Below are 17545 nucleotides of genomic sequence, written 5' to 3'. Positions count from 1 at the left end.
TAACATTTATAAGGCTCCCAGCATATGATGGGCAGGAAAAGTGAAAATAGTGGAAAAAAATAATTGCATTATTCTCTTTTGTGCGATATCCTTTAAATATACTTTTTATACTAATAAGTATAAATAATACATAATACTGGGGGATTACAAAATGTCAAAATTTGAATTGCCAGCTTTAAACTATGGATTTGCTGCACTTGAGCCTCAAATTGACCAAAATACAATGGAGATTCACCATGGGAAGCATCACCAAACATATGTAAACAACTTGAATGCTGCTCTTGAAGGAAAAGCGGAATTACAAGAAAAATCTCTAGAAGAATTGCTAAGCAATCTTGATGCGCTTCCAGAAGCAATTAGAACGGCTGTAAGAAACAACGGAGGCGGACATCTTAACCATACATTATTCTGGGAAGTAATCGCGCCTGCTAAAGAAGGCAATGCTCCTGCAGGTGAGTTGGCAGAAGCAATTACAGCAGCATTCGGAAGCTTTGATGCATTCAAAACAGCTTTCGCACAAAGCGCAACTACTCGCTTTGGCTCTGGCTGGGCTTGGTTAATTGTTAACGCTGAAGGAAAGCTTGAAGTTACTAGCACTGCAAACCAAGACAATCCTATTATGGAAGGCAACAATGCAATCCTAGGATTAGATGTATGGGAGCATGCTTATTACTTGAACTACCAAAACAGAAGACCAGATTATATTTCTAGCTTCTTTGAAATCATTAACTGGGATGCTGTTGCAGCAAAATATGCAAGCTTTAAAAAGTAATATTTTTTAGATGTCCTTCTATTAAGGGCATCTTTTTCAGATAAGAGAGGGGTTGCTTTAGGATGAAGCTTGTCGGTGTATCTGGTTCGCTTGTTGGATCAAAAACAGCAAAAGCAGTGAATGAGATGCTTGCTGCCGCAAAATTAGCTGATGCAACTATTGAAACAGAGCTGATTGATCTAAAGGAATATGATGTGGAATTCGTTAAGGGAACGGCACTAAGCGATTATAATGAAGACACCATTACGGTTGTTAAGAAGATTCTTGCAGCTGATTTGCTTATTATAGGCAGTCCTGTTTATCAGGCCTCCATTCCAGGTGCCTTAAAGAATTTGTTTGACCACTTGCCTGTTGATGCTTTTCAAGGGAAGGTGACAGGAATAATAATGACTGCAGGTACAGATAAGCACTTCCTTGTAGCAGAGCATCAGCTTAAGCCAATTCTCAGCTACTTAAAGGGACTTATTCCTTCAACGGCTGTTTTTGTCCATAATGATGATTTTAATGTGGAAAACGATATTAGCAGCAAGGAAGTAAAAGCTAGAATTAATAATTTGGCAAATGAATTAATAAAATTGCAAAAGGCAATATCCTAACAGAAAAAGAGATGCGATGGTAAGCCCGCCGCATCTCTTTTTTTATCATTATTTAAACAGTACACTGACAGGTTTTTGTTCGTAAACGCGGGAAATAGCGTCGCTTAATAGTGGAGCGATTGTCAGTTGTGTTATTTTGCTGATTTTTTTCTCTTCAGTGAGAGGGATGCTGTTTGTTACAATCAGTTCCTTTATATGGGACTCTGATATGTTTTCAATTGCCATTTCTGACAGAACAGGGTGTGTACAGCATGCATAAACTTCTTTTGCGCCATTATCAAGAAGTGCTTTTGTTGCAGTCGTGACTCTGTATGCTGTATCAATAATATCATCGATAATAATAGCTGTTTTTCCTTCAATGTTTCCGACAATATTAACTTCTCGTTTTTCACCGATCTCTCTTGAGCCACGTTTGTCAATAATAGCAATTGGCGCTTTCAGGCGATCTGCTAATTCACGTGCTCTCGTTGTACTGCCGTGGTCTGGTGCTACGACTACAACATCATTGGCAAAATCCTTTGTCAATAAGTATTGCGCCAATATCGGCATAGCAAGAAGCTGGTCTACTGGAATATTAAAGAAGCCTTGTGTCTGTGGTGCATGAAGATCCATTGTAATAACACGATCTGCTCCTGCTTTTTGGATAAGGTTCGCAATTAGTTTAGCTGTAATTGGTTCCCTCGGCTGAGCTTTACGATCTTGGCGTGCATATGCATAATATGGTATTACAACATTGATGCACTTAACAGATGCTCGTTTTAAAGCATCAATCATAATCAACAGCTCCATAATGCTTTGATTGACAGGCTCACTTGTCGGTTGAATGACAAAAACGTCACAGCCGCGGACACTTTCTTCTATATTGATTTGAATTTCTCCATCACTGAATTTTTTAACGGAACACTTCCCAAGCTCAGTTCCTAAGTTTTCGACAATTTCTTGCGCAAGCTCTGGGTTTGCGTTTAAGGAGAAGACTTTTAATTTAGATCCTTTATATGTATTTGGCACGACGGTTTCCTCCTGTAACATTTCTTATTTCTAATATGTGTAGCGTTTGCATAATTCTGCCTCTATAAAGTATTGTAGGGTACTAGATGTGCCAATGCAACCTATTTAACAACATTATTCCCCTTTGACTTAAAATCAAGCCATCAAATAAGATAGGATATAGTTATGGTTTATGTGTGTAAAGGAAGTGAAAGGAAAAATGAAAATACTATTAGTGGAAGACGATAAAACAATAGCATCCGGAATAGAATACAGCTTAAATCAAGAGGAGTATGAAACAATTCTTTGTCATAGTGTCCAAACAGCCAAAAAAGCAATAATAGAAAACTTAGAGCAAATTGATTTATGTATTTTTGATCTGTCCTTGCCAGATGGAAACGGTTATGAATTATGTGAATATGTTAAAAAGCACTCGGACAAGCCAGTCATTTTTTTGACGGCATTGGATGATGAAGTGAATGTTGTAATGGGCTTGGATATGGGAGCTGATGATTACATAACAAAGCCTTTCCGAGTAAGAGAATTGCTTTCAAGGATAAAATCTGTTTTGCGAAGATATCATAAACAATTGCAAGCAAAACCTGTGATAGAAATTGAAAATATAGCAATTAACACAGCGGAGGGGAAAGTATTTAAACATGGGGAAGAGGTCTTAGTAACGGCATTAGAATACAGATTATTGCTCATTTTTGCCAATCATATCGGCCAGGTACTGACAAGAACCCAGCTGCTTGAAAGAATATGGGATGTTGCGGGGGACTTTGTTAATGACAATACATTAACAGTTTACATCAAAAGACTTAGAGAAAAGCTGGAAGATGATCCACAAAAGCCAACCATTATTAAAACAGTTCGGGGCTTGGGCTATAAGGTGGGTGATTAAATGCTTCGCAATCGGGAATTACGCTTTTACTTGTTGATTCTTTCCATAATCGCATTGCTGTCCACTATGTTCGCTTATCTTTATATCTCTGTAGCTGCTGCTATTTATGTGTTTGTAACATGTATGGTGCTTATTTGTGTACAGGTTCTCTCTACATGGTGGCGCTATCGCGAAATAGCTAAGCTGTCAGGTCACTTGCGCCGCATAGCGAACGGAGATTATCAATTTGATATAAGAGATAATTATGAAGGCGAACTAAGCATTCTAAAAAGCGAGATATATAAGGTAACATTGATGCTTTCACAGCAAGGGTCTTCCTTGAAACAGGATAAATCGAAATTGACCGATGCCATTTCCGATATTTCTCATCAGTTAAAGACACCGTTGACCTCCATGATGGTTATGGCTGATTTGTTAAGCGGAAAAATAACCGAAGAAAAAAGACAAGAATTTACGAGAAATATCCGCATTCAGCTAGAGCGCATTGAATGGCTTGTATCCTCCTTGTTAAAGCTCTCAAAAATTGATGCAGGCTCTGTTACGTTCAAAAAGGAAAAGGTTCCTGTCATTCAAGTGATTGAAAAAGCAGCAGAGGCAGTTCTTATACCAATGGATATAAAACAGCAATCCCTTAAAACGGAGGGTGACAGGAATGCAGTTTTTTATGGAGATTTAAAATGGACAGCAGAAGCGATCCTTAATATTTTAAAAAACGGGATTGAGCATACCGCAGAAGGTGGGGAGATTTACTTTTCCTTTTTTGAGAATGCCCTATTTACGGAAATAAGCATTCGCGACACTGGGAAGGGAATTCCGAAAAAAGATTTGCCACATATCTTTAAGCGCTTTTATAAAGGCGAAAATGCCGGAGAGGATTCCGTTGGTATTGGCCTTGCGATGGCATACAGCATCATTTCCGCCCAAAACGGTGATATCGAGGTTGTAAGTAAGGAAGGGGAGGGAACTACCTTCCAGATTAAATTTTATAAGCAGGCAATAAATAGCATTAAGTGACTAAATTGTCACTTTTGAGTCACCGATATGTCATTTTAGGCAGATAAACTAGAGATAAATCAATTACAAAAGGGGAACTCAAATGGATATTTTAAAAATTGAAAATCTGTCTAAAGTGTACGGAAAGGGAGATACAGAGGTTAAGGCTTTGGACAATGTATCTTTTACAGTCAAAAAAGGCGAATTCGTTGTTATTATAGGTCCATCTGGCTCAGGTAAATCAACTTTGCTGCATTTGCTTGGTGGTGTTGACAGGCCAACAAGCGGAAAGGTGTTAGTAGATGATACAGATATTTACGCACTCGATGAGACAGCTTTAGCAATCTTTAGAAGAAGACAAATCGGCCTTATTTATCAGTTTTATAATTTGATCCCAATTTTGACTGTAGAAGAAAACATCACATTGCCAATATTGCTTGACCAGCATGAGGTGGACAACAGCAAGTTTGAGGATATCGTCCGTGTGCTTGGCTTGAAGAACCGCCTAGGGCATTTGCCAAATCAGCTTTCTGGCGGACAGCAGCAGCGTGTATCAATCGGCCGTGCTCTTATCAGTAATCCAGCTATCGTGCTTGCAGACGAGCCGACAGGTAATCTTGACAGCAAAAACAGTAAGGAAATTATGGAATTATTAAAGATGTTCAATAAAACCTTTAATCAAACATTGATTGTTATTACTCACGATGAAAGGATTGCCTTGCAAGCAGACAGAGTCATAGCTATTGAGGATGGGAAGGTTGCAAAGGATGAGGTGATTCGACCGTGAATATCATCCAAAAGCTTACCATCAGACATTTAAAGGAAAACAAAAGACGAACGATTGTAACCATCATTGGTGTTATTATTTCCACGGCAATGATAATGGCAGTGGCAACACTTGGTGTTTCCTTTCTTGATTTGTCGATAAGACAGTCCATTTCTACTGATGGTGAATGGCATTTAAAATATAAGGACGTCAACCAGGATCAAATTGCGGAAATAGAAAAGGATGATGCGACAAAAGAGCTTTTTTTGTCAAAGGATTTAGGATACTCCAAGATAAAGGATGCCACGAATATATATAAGCCGTATATCTTCTATAAGGCATTTAATGAAGCTGGATTTAACGCATTTCATATCAAAATGGAAGATGGGCGCCTTCCTGAAAATCCTAATGAGTTAATACTTTCAAAAAGTATTGTGGAAGAATATGCGTCATATAAAATTGGCGATAAAATTACGGTAGATATAGGTAAACGGGTTGATAGGGAAAATTCGGAAGGCGAGGAGCTGACACAGCAGTTAAGCGTTGTTACAGATGAAGAAGGAAATCTTAAAGAAGAGCTTGCTGATACTGCCCAAAAAACCTTTACTATTGTTGGAATTATGGAAAATCCGTCTTGGGCTTATACTTGGGAGGCTGGCTATACAGCATTAAGCTATGTTGATTTCACAACCATTTCCAACAAAGATACAGCAGATGCGGTTGTTGTGTTAAATAAAGTAAATGGCTCTATATTTGACCATGCAGAGGGCCTAGCGAAACAGATAAATACTAAACAAATCACATACAATGATGAGCTGCTTCGTTATTATGGAGTAACAGATAATGATAGTCTGCGCACAACCCTTTATGCTAGCGGTGCTGTGATTGTCGCTGTTATTATCATCGGTTCTATCGCACTTATTTATAATGCATTTGCCATAAGCGTGTCAGAGAGGGCAAGACATTTAGGAATGCTTTCAAGTGTTGGTGCAACGAAAAAACAAAAGCGGAATGCGGTGTTTTTTGAAGGAATGGTCATCGGTGCTATTAGTATTCCGATTGGCATATTAGCAGGAATTGGGGGGATTGGTGCAACCTTTATCTTCCTAAATTCATTTATTGAAGGAGCTTTAGGTGTATCCCAAAAGCTGGAGCTAGTTGTAACACCATACTCTGTTTTGATTGCTATAGTAGTTTCCGTTTTTACTATTTTTATCTCTGCCTTTTTGCCAGCACGCAAGGCTTCAAAAATTTCGGCAATTGATGCGATCCGCCAAACACAGGATGTGAAGCTGACAGGGAAAGCAGTCAAAACATCAAAGCTTGTAAGGAAGCTGTTTGGAATAGAAGCAGAAATAGGGCTGAAAAATTTAAAACGCCATAAACGCAGATATCATGCTACTGTTTTTTCATTAGTTATCAGCATTGTCCTATTTTTAGCAGTAGCCTTTTTTACATCAAATATTAAAAAGTCTCTGGAGTTGTCACAGGAAAATGTCAGCTTTGATATTCAAGTATACAGCTCTGGCTTTATGCAGCCGAGCGATTATATTCCGTTAACAAAGCTTTCATATGTTGAGGACAGTACGATATTACGAGAATCATATATGTTAAGTACATGGGTTAAGGAAAGCGCTATTGCAGATGAACTGAAAGTAATGGTTGCAGATGACAAGAGTTTACTTAAGAACGGGGAATTCCAGTATACGGCTCATCTTGTCGGACTTGATGAAGCAAGCTTTAAAGAATATGCAAAAGAGGCAGGTGTTTCGTTAGACAGTTTCACTGATGATAATAACCCGATGGGAATTCTCATAGACAAAATCTCCTATCAGGATTACGATACGAGAAAATTTATTGAAACTACTACGGTCCATGCTAAAAAAGGAGATAATTTCGAGCTGCATTACAGTGATGGCGAGAATGACACTACAATAAGTAAGGTAGGAATTGCTGGTATGACAACTAAGCTTCCACTCGGCATGAATACAGCAGGAGTTGGCAGCATCGATATCATTGTATCAGACAAGACGTTTTCACAGCTGACTAATAACGAAAAAACAAAGAATTTTTTCGATACGTCACTGTATTTGAACAGCTCTAATCCTCTTGCAACCCAAAAGGAACTAGAGGATGTTAAAACCTCAAACATGTATATATACAATGTTTATCAAAATAAGCAGGAAAATGAACAAATGCTTCTGTTTATGTCTGTTTTCACGTACGGGTTCATCATCCTTATTTCGCTGATTTCCGTTGCAAATATATTCAATACAATTAGCACAAGTATTGCATTAAGAAAACGGGAATTTGCGATGCTTCGTTCCGTCGGGATGACACCGAAGGGCTTTAATAAAATGCTGCAATACGAAAGTATGTTTTATGGATTAAAAGCCTTGCTGTATGGCCTGCCTTTAAGCATCGCTGTTATGGTGCTGCTGTACTTCTCTATAAGACAGACATTTGAGTATGGTTTTGCATTACCATGGATGAGCATGCTATTTTCAATTATCGCTATCTTTGTCATCGTTGGTTTAGCGATGATGTATGCAACTGTCAAAATAAAAAAAGAAAATATTATTGATGGATTGAAGCAGGAAAATATTTAATGCAAGGCTTGTGGAGAAAATACCTTTCTTTCTCCACAAGCTTAGAGCCTAAACTAATTGGGCTCTATTTTTGTTTACCAAAACCCTTGTATTTTATATACGCATTGTCCCTCCCAAACTAATAATTGAGCTGCTAATGTAAATACATTTGATCTGATTCCGATTTTTATAATTTTTTTAGCTGCAGCGGTAAACTGCTTTTTATAAAGCATTTCACCAATTGTAGCTATTGCAGATACACTAAAAGTCTCTTTATAACCTGCTTTAATTTGAAAAGGTTCTATTAATATATTACTGGAAAGACATCAGGGGGTACTTTACAAGAAGGAGGATTAAAAACGAAGACTAGTTTTAAAACATATAGTTATTTACTTTCGTTAAAATAAAAAATAATACTAATAAGATAAATATAGAGGTGGTAAATTGGAGTTTGTTAGAAAATGGTTTCTGCTGATACATTTGATATTAGTTTATACTGTTTTAGTATTTTTTGATTATTCAGCGACCGGAACTTATAAGTGGCTTGAAAACTTAATAGTATCTGTAATTATTGTTGTTTCTTTTAGATTTTTTTTGTGGTTGACTGAAGATAAGAAATAGAGCTTGAAAAAGCCGGATTTGCTCTAAGCAAATCCGGCTTTCTCTTATAGATGATTACTATTTTGATAAATGTTCATTTCGCGGTAGGGACCTATCTAGCACGACTTCATCTGTTGCCTCTCTGTTATTATTGCCCCCAGCTCTTCTTTCCAATATTGGCGTATCTGGAGTATCTTCAAATACAGGGTTCCTGCGTTCATAATCCTCATTAGGCCCTAAGGAAATATTCATCCCTTGTGCTCTGTTTGTCGGATTAACGTCATTTAATGGCCGCATATTTGGATAGTCATCTGCTATGTTTGCAGTGATTTCGTTAACATCCCCTTCAACAGCGAGCAAAAACTTCCCTTCTTCCAGCTGGTCTGAATACTGATCCAGCTCTGCTGCTGGTATGTCTATGTCGGCAGTTTTGCTTTCATTTGCGCCAAATCCAAGGTCCTCCATGGTGAAATAGCTTTTTAATCTTTCAAAAAAACCAGCAGATTCATTATCTTCTGCAGAGGCAATATTTGCATCTGTTCGTGATTCGAGATAATCCGTGTCTGTTCTGTTTGTCACAACAGAAAAATCCTCTGCTTCATATCCTTTTGCAGTTAATCTTTCAATGGCATCAATTGTCTCTTGGGGAGTCTCATAAACAGCTACTATACTTTTTGCCATTTTCATTCATCCTCCTTGACTAATTCAAAATGATTTTCTTATCAACTTTTTTCCCGCTGTGAGGAGGTTTAAACAGAAATGATAGATTTACTAAAATAAGGAAGAAAGAATGTGTTTAATTTTGTCCGGGTATGGTTTAATCATGCCAATTACATGTACAATTTAAAAATGTATGGAGAGCATTTAATACTTTTAAGTGGTTAAAGGTGTAAAAAAAACCAGAACTAAGGAAGATAAGTTCTGGTTTTTTCAGTCTATTTATTTTTCACAAGCAATTAAATCTTTATCTCTATCGCTTTTTTTGTTGGCATCATAAAGAGCTTTCGATACGTATGGCTTGTATTTTGTTTTTCCGCCTTTGTTCTTCACATTTGCAGCGCGGGCTACTCCACCCTTGTATTTTTTATTTAGCTCTGTGCAGTTTTTGTAGGTAACTACTTTTGTAGCAGCCTCTGCATTATGGACTGTGCCAAGTGTAAAGCTAAAAAGCAGGCCTGTTGCCAAAGTTGCTTTCATAATTGTTTTCATATGTTTCTCCTTACCATTCTTGATAATTTCTACTTTATTAATATCGCTAGAATAAGAGCTTTTTTTAGCAAAAATCGGAATATTTTACAAATATTCTTCCAATCCAAAACTATAGTATCTTAATCCCCTTATATAAGCAATAAAAATATGATATTATGTAAAAAATTAAATTTACAAGAAATTAATGACAGTGGATGAACAGCTACCTATTAATTACTTTATAAATAGTATAAATATGAGTCAGGTAGCGATTATACATAACTATAAAAAAACAGGAGGTAATTTTATGACACTCCAGCAATTGAAGTATGTGGTGGAAATAGTTTTATGCGGCTCTATTAATGAAGCGGCAAGGCGTTTATATATGTCACAGCCGAGCTTGTCGAAGGCAGTTAAAGAACTGGAAAAGGAGATGGGCTTTGAGATTTTTTTACGGACGTCAAAAGGAATCACATTATCAAAAAACGGTGCTGAATTTCTTGGATATGCCCGCCAAGTAGTGGAGCAGGCGGAGCTGCTTGAACGCAGGTATTTTGACAGCGCGCCTTCTCAACAGCTTTTCTCTGTATCGACACAGCATTATGCATTTGCTGTTAACGCATTTGTCGAAATGATCAAACAGCATGGGGCAGACGAATATCAATTTACTTTGCGGGAAACACGGACATATGAAATCATTGAGGATGTTAAAAACTTTCGGAGTGAAATTGGTATCCTTTATGTCAGCTCGTTTAATGAAAAGGTTATGCTGCAAATGCTCGAACAAGAAGGACTTGATTTCCATTCTTTATTTGAGGCGGGTCCGCATATTTTTGTGAGTGCCCAAAATCCTCTAGCGAAAAGGTCGTCGGTAACGCTTGGAGATTTAGAAGCATATCCGCGGCTGTCCTTTGAGCAGGGGGAGTTTAATTCCTTTTATTATGCGGAGGAAATATTCAGTACTATTCCTCGCAAAAAATCAATCCAAGTAAGTGACCGTGCTACTTTATTCAATCTGCTGATTGGGCTGAATGGGTACACCATTTCAACAGGGATTTTAAGCTCGGATTTAAATGGATCTGATATTGTTTCTGTTCCGCTAGCTGAAGAGGAAACGATTTCAGTAGGATGGATTGTAAACAAAAAAACAAGATTAAGCAGGATTGCAAGCCTTTATTTAGAAGAGCTTAAAAGATTTGTCGATTACTATGCTACTAAGTGATATAGCTTTTAGTTATAACGGATAATTACTTTTATCAGTTACTCTATACCCTTTTAATTATGCTAATATACAGACAATATAGGAACGACAAAGGGAAAAGAGGGAATTAGATGCAAACGATTGATAAATCATCACAGAAAACAGCACCATTTCGCGCAGACCAAGTAGGAAGCTTATTGAGATCTGAGGCAATTAAGAAGGCGCGTCTACAAAGAGCAGCTGACGAGATTACTGCAGAGCAATTAAAAATAATAGAAAATGAAGAGATTGCCAGAATTGTAGAAAAGCAGAAGGAAGTTGGCCTTCAAGCTGTAACAGATGGAGAATTCCGCAGAGCATGGTGGCATTTTGATTTTCTTGAGGACCTACAAGGTGTGACAGGTTATCAAACTGGATCTGGTATCCAATTCCAGCAAAAGCAAACAAAATCACGTGCTATTAAGGTTACGGACAAGCTTGGGTTTGACAAGCACCCATTCCTTGAGGATTTTAAATTTCTTCAAGCTGCAGCTGGTGACCATACAGCAAAATTGACGATTCCAAGTCCAAGTATGCTTCATTTCCGCGGTGAAGTTGACAAGGCTGTGTATCCGGACCAAGATGAATTTTTCGCAGATCTTGCGCAAACTTACAAAAAGGGCCTTAAAGCGTTTTATGATGCAGGCTGCCGTTATGTGCAACTTGATGATACATCATGGGCATACCTTTGTTCAGAAGAACAGAAGGAGCAGCTGCGCGCAAAAGGAATGGATCCTGACTACTTAAGCAGAAAATATTTAGAAACGTTGAATGAAGCAGTTTCTGATCGTCCAGATGATTTTAAAGTAACGATGCATATATGCCGAGGCAATTTCCGTTCTACATGGATTTCTTCAGGTGGTTATGAGCCGGTTGCTGAAAAGCTGTTTGGTCATTTAAATATTGATGGATTCTTCCTTGAATATGATAATGATCGTTCAGGTGGTTTTGAACCGCTCCGTTTCGTTAACAGACCAGACTTAAACATCGTACTTGGATTAATTACTTCTAAATTCGGTGAACTAGAGGATAAGGATGTTATTAAACGTCGTATTGAAGAAGCATCACGCTATGTTGACTTAAATCAGTTGTGCTTAAGCCCGCAGTGTGGCTTTGCATCAACAGAAGAAGGCAACCTGCTGACAGAAGAGCAGCAATGGGATAAGCTCCGCCATGTTGTAGAAATTTCAAATGATGTTTGGAAATAATGCTTTATAAAGCTGACTGACTGAAAAATTTTCAGTCAGTTTTTTTGTGGCTTGAGCCATGTTGAAAGCAATAGTTTATAATGGAAGAAAAGGTAGGGGCTGTTTATATGATAAAAGCAGTTTTGTTTGATTTAGATGGAACATTATTAAACAGAAACGAATCGGTCCTGCATTTTGCTGAACGACAATATAACCGCATAATAAAAAAGACAAGCGATATTTCGAAAGAAACATATATAAGCAGATTCATCACCTTGGATGAAAAGGGCTATGTTTGGAAGGATAAAGTCTATCAGCAGCTTGTTGAAGAATTTCACTTGGCTGGAATCACTTGGCAGGGGCTGCTGCAAGATTATATAGAGGAGTTTCCATATAGCTGTGTGCCTTTTTCACATTTAAACGAAATGTTGGCACAGCTTTCATCAGCAGGGCTTCGCTTAGGAATCATCTCAAACGGATATGGACGGTTTCAGCAAAGTAATATAGAGTCATTAGGAATCAAACACTTTTTTGATGCGATATTGATATCAGAATGGGAGGGTTTGCGAAAGCCAGACCCGGCCATTTTTCTGCGAGCGCTGCAAAGGCTGGAAGTAAATCCTGAAGAAAGTCTTTTTATAGGCGATCATCCACGAAATGATATAGAAGCAGCCCGTAATGTTGGAATGCTGGGAGTATGGAAAGAGAATTCTGATTGGAGCAGTGCTGGAATGGATTATATCGTGAAGGATTTGGCAGAGATTCCAATGCTGATAAAAAAACTCAATCAAGACATGTAATAAATAGCTGGAGGAATGTTAAATGAGCGATAAATATATGATTGATTATCAATCACCAATTGGGATTGTTGAAATCACAGGTACTGAAGAAGGGGTATACTCTGTACTGTTTACAGAAAGAGACATCTTGCAATATCCCTTGACGGAAAACACGCCAAAATCATTAATAGATTGCTATCAACAGCTTGATTTGTATTTTAAAGGAGAGCTTGAGACATTTTCTTTTCCATATATAGTCGAAGGTACAGATTTCCAAAAAAATGTCTGGAATACATTACCGTCTATTTCTTACGGTAAGACCGGCTCCTATAAAGACATTGCAGCAGCAATCGGTAATGAAAAGGCAGTTCGGGCAGTTGGCAGTACAAATGGAAAAAATAAGCTTTGTATTGTTCTGCCATGTCACCGGATTATTGGCAGCAATGGCAGCTTGACAGGTTATGCAGGCGGCTTATGGAGAAAGGAATGGCTTTTGGAGCATGAAAACAAACATGCCCCGAAATAATTATTTCAGGGCATGTTTGTTTGTTAACCAATTTTAAATTGCTTAATGATGGCTTGTAGATCATCTGCTAAAAGGGCCAGCGCTTGAGAAGAGGAAGTGATTTCTTCCATTGAGGCAAGCTGTTCCTGTGTTGCAGCAGAGATATTTTGTGTGATGGAAGCAGAATCCTTTGCTACATCACTAACTTCATCAATTGAAGTATGAACAGTTTCTGTTCCATTTGCTAGTTTTTGCAGTGCTTCTGAAATGTCTTCAATTTGCGAGACGACACCATTAACGGCTGTTTCGATTTTTTGGAAGGAAGCACCTGCTGTATGAACGACAGTTAAGCCTGAGTTAACTTCCTGTGAGGCTCTTTCCATTGTTTGAAGTGTATACTCTGTATCCTTTTGAATTAATTGAATCAAATTCGAGATTTGTTCTGTTGATTTAGTAGATTCCTCTGCAAGTGTCCTAACTTCATCAGCAACGACTGCAAAGCCTTTGCCATGCTCTCCAGCACGTGCCGCTTCAATTGCTGCATTCAATGCCAACAGGTTTGTTTGGGCTGAAATACCAGTGATGACATTCGTAATTTCTCCAATCTCATTTGAACGTTCATTTAAGCTTCGGACAGCTTCTGATAAGCTGGTAACATTAGCATAAATAGAATTCATTTGCTTATTTACTTCTGTAATTGCTTCATTTCCCTCTGCAGACACTTGAGATGCATGAAGGACATCTTTTGTTATTTTATCTGTATTATCAGCAATTGTTTTTGTATATGTCGTAATATTGCTGATGATATCGGCACTGTCTTCGATTTTATCAACTTGTTTATCTGTTCCTACAGTAAGCTCCTGCATAGTAAGTGTTATATGCTCACTTGCTTTGCTGTTTTCCTCCGCACTTGCACTCAGCTCTTCTGAAGCAGCAGCAACCTGTTGCGAAGAATCATATACAGTACTGAAAACAGATTGAAGCTTTGCTGTCATATTATTGAAGGAATTAGCAAGTTCGCCAATTTCATCCTTTGATTGGTAGCTTCCTTTAACAGTAAAATCTCCATCCTCTGCCATAGAAAGAAGCTCTTTTACTTCCTTGACTGGTTTTACAATCATCTGGCCGATAATATAACTCAATAGTAACAGTAGCAAAACAGCCAAAATGATGACAGCCGCAACAAAAATAGTAACTGTAGTTAAGGTTTCCTTACTTTTCGTGTAAATCTTTTCCGCATGCTTCGTTTTCGCAGCAGCAAGCTCCTTTAACGTTTCGTTTACTTTTGCTCTGTTTGTTTCTACTTCTTTTAAGTAAATTTCATAGCCTTCTGTGTTTTTATTAGCAAGAGCAAGATTAACCACTTTATCTCTGCCGGCAGTTAACGGAGTTACCTCCTCCTTAAACTGGTCAAGCAGTGCTTTTTCTTCCGCCGTCATTTTGCCACTCTCAATCTTAGCAACAAGTGTATCAATTTCCTCCCAGGCAGACTTAATTTCCTCCTGCAGTTCTTTATTTTTAGCTGCATCTTTTGTAAGCAGCAGTTCAAGTGTATAAGCGCTGCTTGCTCTTGTATTAATTCTAATCTGCAGCATATCTGTTATCGGCAGCAGATTCTCCTTGTACATAACTTCTGAATCCTCAGCCATAACACGAATATAATTTAAGCCTAAAAAACCAACGGAGCAAAGTGCTGCAGCACTTACTAGTGTGATAATCAAAAGCTTTCTGGTAATGTTTAAGTTTTTTAGCAGTTTCAATGAGGTTGTCTCCTTTTTAAGTTTATTTTCCTGAAACTAATACATATATCGGCCTGCTTGAATGCATTCTAAAGAAGGGAAGCCCTGCCTCTTTTTTCCTTAGGCTTGTTGAAAGACTAGGTGGAGGAGAATAGCAAAGACATAAGTGTGAACCTCCGCAGAAGCAGAGATAATTTGCGCATTGAGATCAAACTTTTTCATATGATAGACTATTAACAACCAGTTTGTACCAATCTCTTGAAGCTTCAGTATGCATCTGCTTTTTTTAGTGTTAATAAGTTTCAATCTGCTAATAAACGGATAATTACTAGAATTAGCATACTTTTTGTTCTATTAACAAAAAGGCTTACATAATAGTACTAAGAAATCAACTATGATATAATAAGTGATTAATTGAATATTAAGAATTTTGTTGTTGCTTTGCAGTGACATAAAATAGGGAGGAGAAGGTTGATGAAAAAAAGAGTGGTAATCTATACAGCAATTACAAAAGACTATGATGAATTGAAGGAGCCGGCAATCATATCTAATCAGTGTGACTACATATGCTTTACAGATGATCCAACACTTATTTCACCTACATGGCAAATAAGACCTCTTCCTCCAAGCGATTTGGATATTGTTAGGCAGTGCAGGCAGGTGAAAATTATGCCGCATTTCTTTTTGCCTGAATATGAATACAGCATTTGGGTAGATGGAAATGTGGAGATAATTGGTGATATCGATCAACTGATTGAACAGTATTTTATCAATGGCGATAAAACGCTGTATACATTTAAACATCCAGTAAGAGATTGTGTTTATGAGGAAGTGAAGGAATGTATCAAAAATGGGAAGGATAATGAAAAAATCATCAGAAAGCAGCTCGCGCTGTTAAAGAGTGAGTATTATCCTAAACATAATGGTCTAATTGAAAGCAATGTTATTCTGCGCAAAACCCATTCTCCTGATGTCATGCAATTAATGGAGCAATGGTGGAAGCTTGTGAAAAACTACAGCAGAAGAGATCAGCTCAGCTTTAATTATGCCGCATGGGTGACTGGGTTCTTTTTCGGCTGCTTAGAGGGAAACAGCAGGGGAAGCAACAGCTATTTCCGTTATTTGCATGACCATATTATATTGGAAATGGAGCAGCCTGAAACGGTTTAATATATTGGTAAAAAGAGGCTGGGACATAAGTATGTGAATCTGCGCAAAAACCGAACTAATTAATCACCCAACGATTAAGTAGTTCGGTTTTTGTGGTTTTTAGTTTTAATACAAAGATTAGAAATAATAGTGAAATGGAGCGGAGGACACTCGACTCCTGCGGGAAATAGAGGAAAGGCTGAGACCCCGCAGGCGAAGACGAGGAGGCTCAGCTTCCTCCCCGCGGAAAGCGAGTGGCTGTAGCGCAATGAAACGAACTAATTAAACCCACTTTCTATTTAGTCACGTGATTCATTTTTAAAATTTAGATGTAATCTTATTATTCGTGTTTAGAAAGGTTATCTTTTGTTTTGTCTCAGCCTCTTTATTTGTATAATAGACTTCTTATATTTTGGAAACTTAGTTCTTCCTTTATGAAACCCTGCCATATATGCAGGGTTTCTTTTTTTATGACTGTTTGAACTAAAATTTTAAAATAAATAAATTATTATTGAAATTAAGTTTCAAAATACTTATAATAAAAGTGTAATAAAGAAATGGAGGACTAAAGCATGGATCAGAAGCTCAAATTACTAACAACAGAATCTCGCAATGATCGAACAATGCATATAGATACAGCAGAAACAATGGAAATTCTGAGGCTGATGAATGAAGAGGATCAAAAGGTAGCGATTGCGGTTCAGCAAGTGCTCCCAGAGGTCGAAACAGCTGTCAAATTTGCTTGCGAGTCTTTAAAAAAAGGAGGCCGCATCATCTATATTGGTGCAGGTACGAGTGGAAGGCTGGGGGTTTTGGACGCAGTTGAATGCCCACCGACATTTAGTACAGATCCTGATTTAGTTCAAGGTATTATGGCCGGTGGGGAAAAGGCATTTATTAAGGCTGTTGAAGGAGCAGAAGATAATCAGGAGCTAGGTGCCAGAGATTTACAAGACATCTGCTTAACAGCAAATGATACTGTTATTGGAATCGCAGCAAGTGGCAGGACACCGTATGTAATAGGTGCGCTTTGTTATGCACGCAGTGTCGGCGCAAAAACAATTGCCTTATCCTGCAATAAACAATCTTTGATTAGTGGGTATGCAGACAAATGTATTGAGGTAGAGGTGGGACCGGAAGTGCTCACAGGTTCGACAAGACTAAAGGCTGCTACCGCGCAAAAGATGATATTAAATATGATTTCAACAGCTACGATGATTCAAAATGGGAAAGCTTATGAAAACCTTATGGTAGATGTACATGTAAGCAATTTTAAGTTGAAGGAAAGAGCAATCCACATCATCTGTAAAACAACAGGCGCATCCTATGAATCAGCAAAAGAGATGTTGGCAAAAGCACAGAATGAAGTGAAAACAGCTATTGTTATGCTTAAAACCAATCAGGACTATACGCAGGCTAAAGTACTTTTAAACAAAGCAGAAGGTAATGTAAGAAAAGCAACTGCTATAGTGGAGAGCTAAGAAATGGCAGCAGGCAAATGTACTACTAGATGCTATCAACGGAGCTGCCGTGTAATTGGAAGCAAGAGCAT

16 protein-coding genes are annotated in these 17545 nt (G+C 38.0%); 12 read left to right on the top strand and 4 right to left on the bottom strand.

Features of this window, described 5'->3' with window-relative positions; genetic code table 11:
• Positions 1–151: 151 nt before the first annotated feature.
• Complete coding sequence (locus EM808_RS02665; RefSeq protein ID WP_127735424.1) at positions 152–772, top strand: superoxide dismutase; 621 nt, start codon at positions 152–154, stop codon at positions 770–772.
• Positions 773–834: 62 nt separating this feature from the next.
• The gene (locus EM808_RS02660; RefSeq protein ID WP_127735422.1) at positions 835–1368 is read left to right on the top strand and encodes an NADPH-dependent FMN reductase; all 534 of its coding nucleotides are present in this window, start codon (positions 835–837) and stop codon (positions 1366–1368) included.
• A 48-nt stretch (positions 1369–1416) separates the two neighbouring features.
• On the opposite strand, the gene EM808_RS02655 is transcribed toward EM808_RS02660, so the two are convergent.
• Positions 1417–2397 carry a ribose-phosphate diphosphokinase gene (locus EM808_RS02655; protein ID WP_127735419.1) on the bottom strand — a complete coding sequence of 327 codons (981 nt, stop codon included), beginning with the start codon at positions 2395–2397 and terminating at the stop codon, positions 1417–1419.
• 178 nt (positions 2398–2575) lie between these two features.
• On the opposite strand from EM808_RS02655, the gene EM808_RS02650 reads away from it, so the two are divergent.
• The 4 genes from EM808_RS02650 (at position 2576) to EM808_RS02635 (ending at position 7627) form a co-directional block, all read left to right on the top strand.
• Positions 2576–3259, top strand: coding sequence for a response regulator transcription factor (locus EM808_RS02650; RefSeq protein ID WP_127735416.1), 684 nt, complete (start codon positions 2576–2578; stop codon positions 3257–3259).
• Positions 3260–4273, top strand: coding sequence for a sensor histidine kinase (locus EM808_RS02645; RefSeq protein ID WP_127735413.1), 1014 nt, complete (start codon positions 3260–3262; stop codon positions 4271–4273).
• Between the two features lie 82 nt (positions 4274–4355).
• Entirely contained in the window at positions 4356–5039 is a 684-nt protein-coding gene (locus EM808_RS02640) for an ABC transporter ATP-binding protein (protein ID WP_127735410.1), read from the top strand.
• On the top strand, positions 5036–7627 hold the full coding sequence (locus EM808_RS02635) for an ABC transporter permease (RefSeq protein WP_127735407.1): 2592 nt from the start codon (positions 5036–5038) through the stop codon (positions 7625–7627). The genes EM808_RS02640 and EM808_RS02635 overlap by 4 nt, the downstream gene beginning before the upstream one ends.
• A 657-nt stretch (positions 7628–8284) precedes the next feature.
• Here EM808_RS02635 and EM808_RS02630 read toward each other — a convergent pair.
• Positions 8285–8887 carry a YflT domain-containing protein gene (locus tag EM808_RS02630; protein WP_164849558.1) on the bottom strand — a complete coding sequence of 201 codons (603 nt, stop codon included), beginning with the start codon at positions 8885–8887 and terminating at the stop codon, positions 8285–8287.
• Positions 8888–9145: 258 nt separating this feature from the next.
• A complete protein-coding gene (locus tag EM808_RS02625) occupies positions 9146–9415 on the bottom strand; it encodes an excalibur calcium-binding domain-containing protein (RefSeq protein ID WP_127735402.1) in 270 nt (89 codons plus the stop codon).
• A gap of 286 nt (positions 9416–9701) precedes the next feature.
• Between EM808_RS02625 and EM808_RS02620 the strand changes: the two genes are divergently transcribed.
• The 4 genes from EM808_RS02620 (at position 9702) to EM808_RS02605 (ending at position 13126) form a co-directional block, all read left to right on the top strand.
• Positions 9702–10616, top strand: a complete 915-nt coding sequence (locus EM808_RS02620) for a LysR family transcriptional regulator (protein WP_127735399.1) — start codon at positions 9702–9704, stop codon at positions 10614–10616.
• Positions 10617–10726: 110 nt separating this feature from the next.
• Positions 10727–11842: a 5-methyltetrahydropteroyltriglutamate--homocysteine S-methyltransferase gene (locus tag EM808_RS02615; protein ID WP_127735395.1), complete on the top strand. Its 1116-nt coding sequence runs from the start codon at positions 10727–10729 to the stop codon at positions 11840–11842.
• A gap of 107 nt (positions 11843–11949) precedes the next feature.
• Entirely contained in the window at positions 11950–12621 is a 672-nt protein-coding gene (locus EM808_RS02610) for an HAD family hydrolase (RefSeq protein ID WP_127735391.1), read from the top strand.
• Positions 12622–12643: 22 nt separating this feature from the next.
• The gene (locus EM808_RS02605) at positions 12644–13126 is read left to right on the top strand and encodes a methylated-DNA--[protein]-cysteine S-methyltransferase (RefSeq protein ID WP_127735388.1); all 483 of its coding nucleotides are present in this window, start codon (positions 12644–12646) and stop codon (positions 13124–13126) included.
• Positions 13127–13149: 23 nt separating this feature from the next.
• Here the strand turns inward: EM808_RS02605 and EM808_RS02600 are convergent, their stop codons facing one another.
• Positions 13150–14865 carry a methyl-accepting chemotaxis protein gene (locus EM808_RS02600; protein WP_127735385.1) on the bottom strand — a complete coding sequence of 572 codons (1716 nt, stop codon included), beginning with the start codon at positions 14863–14865 and terminating at the stop codon, positions 13150–13152.
• 453 nt (positions 14866–15318) lie between these two features.
• On the opposite strand from EM808_RS02600, the gene EM808_RS02595 reads away from it, so the two are divergent.
• Positions 15319–16014, top strand: coding sequence for a glycosyltransferase domain-containing protein (locus EM808_RS02595; protein WP_127735382.1), 696 nt, complete (start codon positions 15319–15321; stop codon positions 16012–16014).
• A gap of 551 nt (positions 16015–16565) precedes the next feature.
• Positions 16566–17474, top strand: coding sequence for an N-acetylmuramic acid 6-phosphate etherase (gene murQ, locus EM808_RS02590; RefSeq protein ID WP_127735379.1), 909 nt, complete (start codon positions 16566–16568; stop codon positions 17472–17474).
• Positions 17475–17545 lie beyond the last annotated feature (71 nt).

The organism is Niallia taxi (assembly GCF_004005475.1).
Classification (GTDB): Bacteria; Bacillota; Bacilli; order Bacillales; family Cytobacillaceae; genus Niallia; species Niallia taxi.
This window is presented reverse-complemented; position numbering and strand designations above follow the sequence as displayed.

What these genes read in the sequence shown, in the direction of transcription:
- EM808_RS02665 (WP_127735424.1), top strand. Translation starts at nt 152, where the DNA reads ATGTCAAAATTTGAATTGCCAGCTTTAAACTATGGATTTGCTGCACTT.
- EM808_RS02660 (WP_127735422.1), top strand. Translation starts at nt 835, where the DNA reads ATGAAGCTTGTCGGTGTATCTGGTTCGCTTGTTGGATCAAAAACAGCA.
- EM808_RS02655 (WP_127735419.1), bottom strand. Translation starts at nt 2,397, where the DNA reads ATGTTACAGGAGGAAACCGTCGTGCCAAATACATATAAAGGATCTAAA.
- EM808_RS02650 (WP_127735416.1), top strand. Translation starts at nt 2,576, where the DNA reads ATGAAAATACTATTAGTGGAAGACGATAAAACAATAGCATCCGGAATA.
- EM808_RS02645 (WP_127735413.1), top strand. Translation starts at nt 3,260, where the DNA reads ATGCTTCGCAATCGGGAATTACGCTTTTACTTGTTGATTCTTTCCATA.
- EM808_RS02640 (WP_127735410.1), top strand. Translation starts at nt 4,356, where the DNA reads ATGGATATTTTAAAAATTGAAAATCTGTCTAAAGTGTACGGAAAGGGA.
- EM808_RS02630 (WP_164849558.1), bottom strand. Translation starts at nt 8,887, where the DNA reads ATGGCAAAAAGTATAGTAGCTGTTTATGAGACTCCCCAAGAGACAATT.
- EM808_RS02625 (WP_127735402.1), bottom strand. Translation starts at nt 9,415, where the DNA reads ATGAAAACAATTATGAAAGCAACTTTGGCAACAGGCCTGCTTTTTAGC.
- EM808_RS02620 (WP_127735399.1), top strand. Translation starts at nt 9,702, where the DNA reads ATGACACTCCAGCAATTGAAGTATGTGGTGGAAATAGTTTTATGCGGC.
- EM808_RS02615 (WP_127735395.1), top strand. Translation starts at nt 10,727, where the DNA reads ATGCAAACGATTGATAAATCATCACAGAAAACAGCACCATTTCGCGCA.
- EM808_RS02610 (WP_127735391.1), top strand. Translation starts at nt 11,950, where the DNA reads ATGATAAAAGCAGTTTTGTTTGATTTAGATGGAACATTATTAAACAGA.
- EM808_RS02605 (WP_127735388.1), top strand. Translation starts at nt 12,644, where the DNA reads ATGAGCGATAAATATATGATTGATTATCAATCACCAATTGGGATTGTT.
- EM808_RS02595 (WP_127735382.1), top strand. Translation starts at nt 15,319, where the DNA reads ATGAAAAAAAGAGTGGTAATCTATACAGCAATTACAAAAGACTATGAT.
- murQ (WP_127735379.1), top strand. Translation starts at nt 16,566, where the DNA reads ATGGATCAGAAGCTCAAATTACTAACAACAGAATCTCGCAATGATCGA.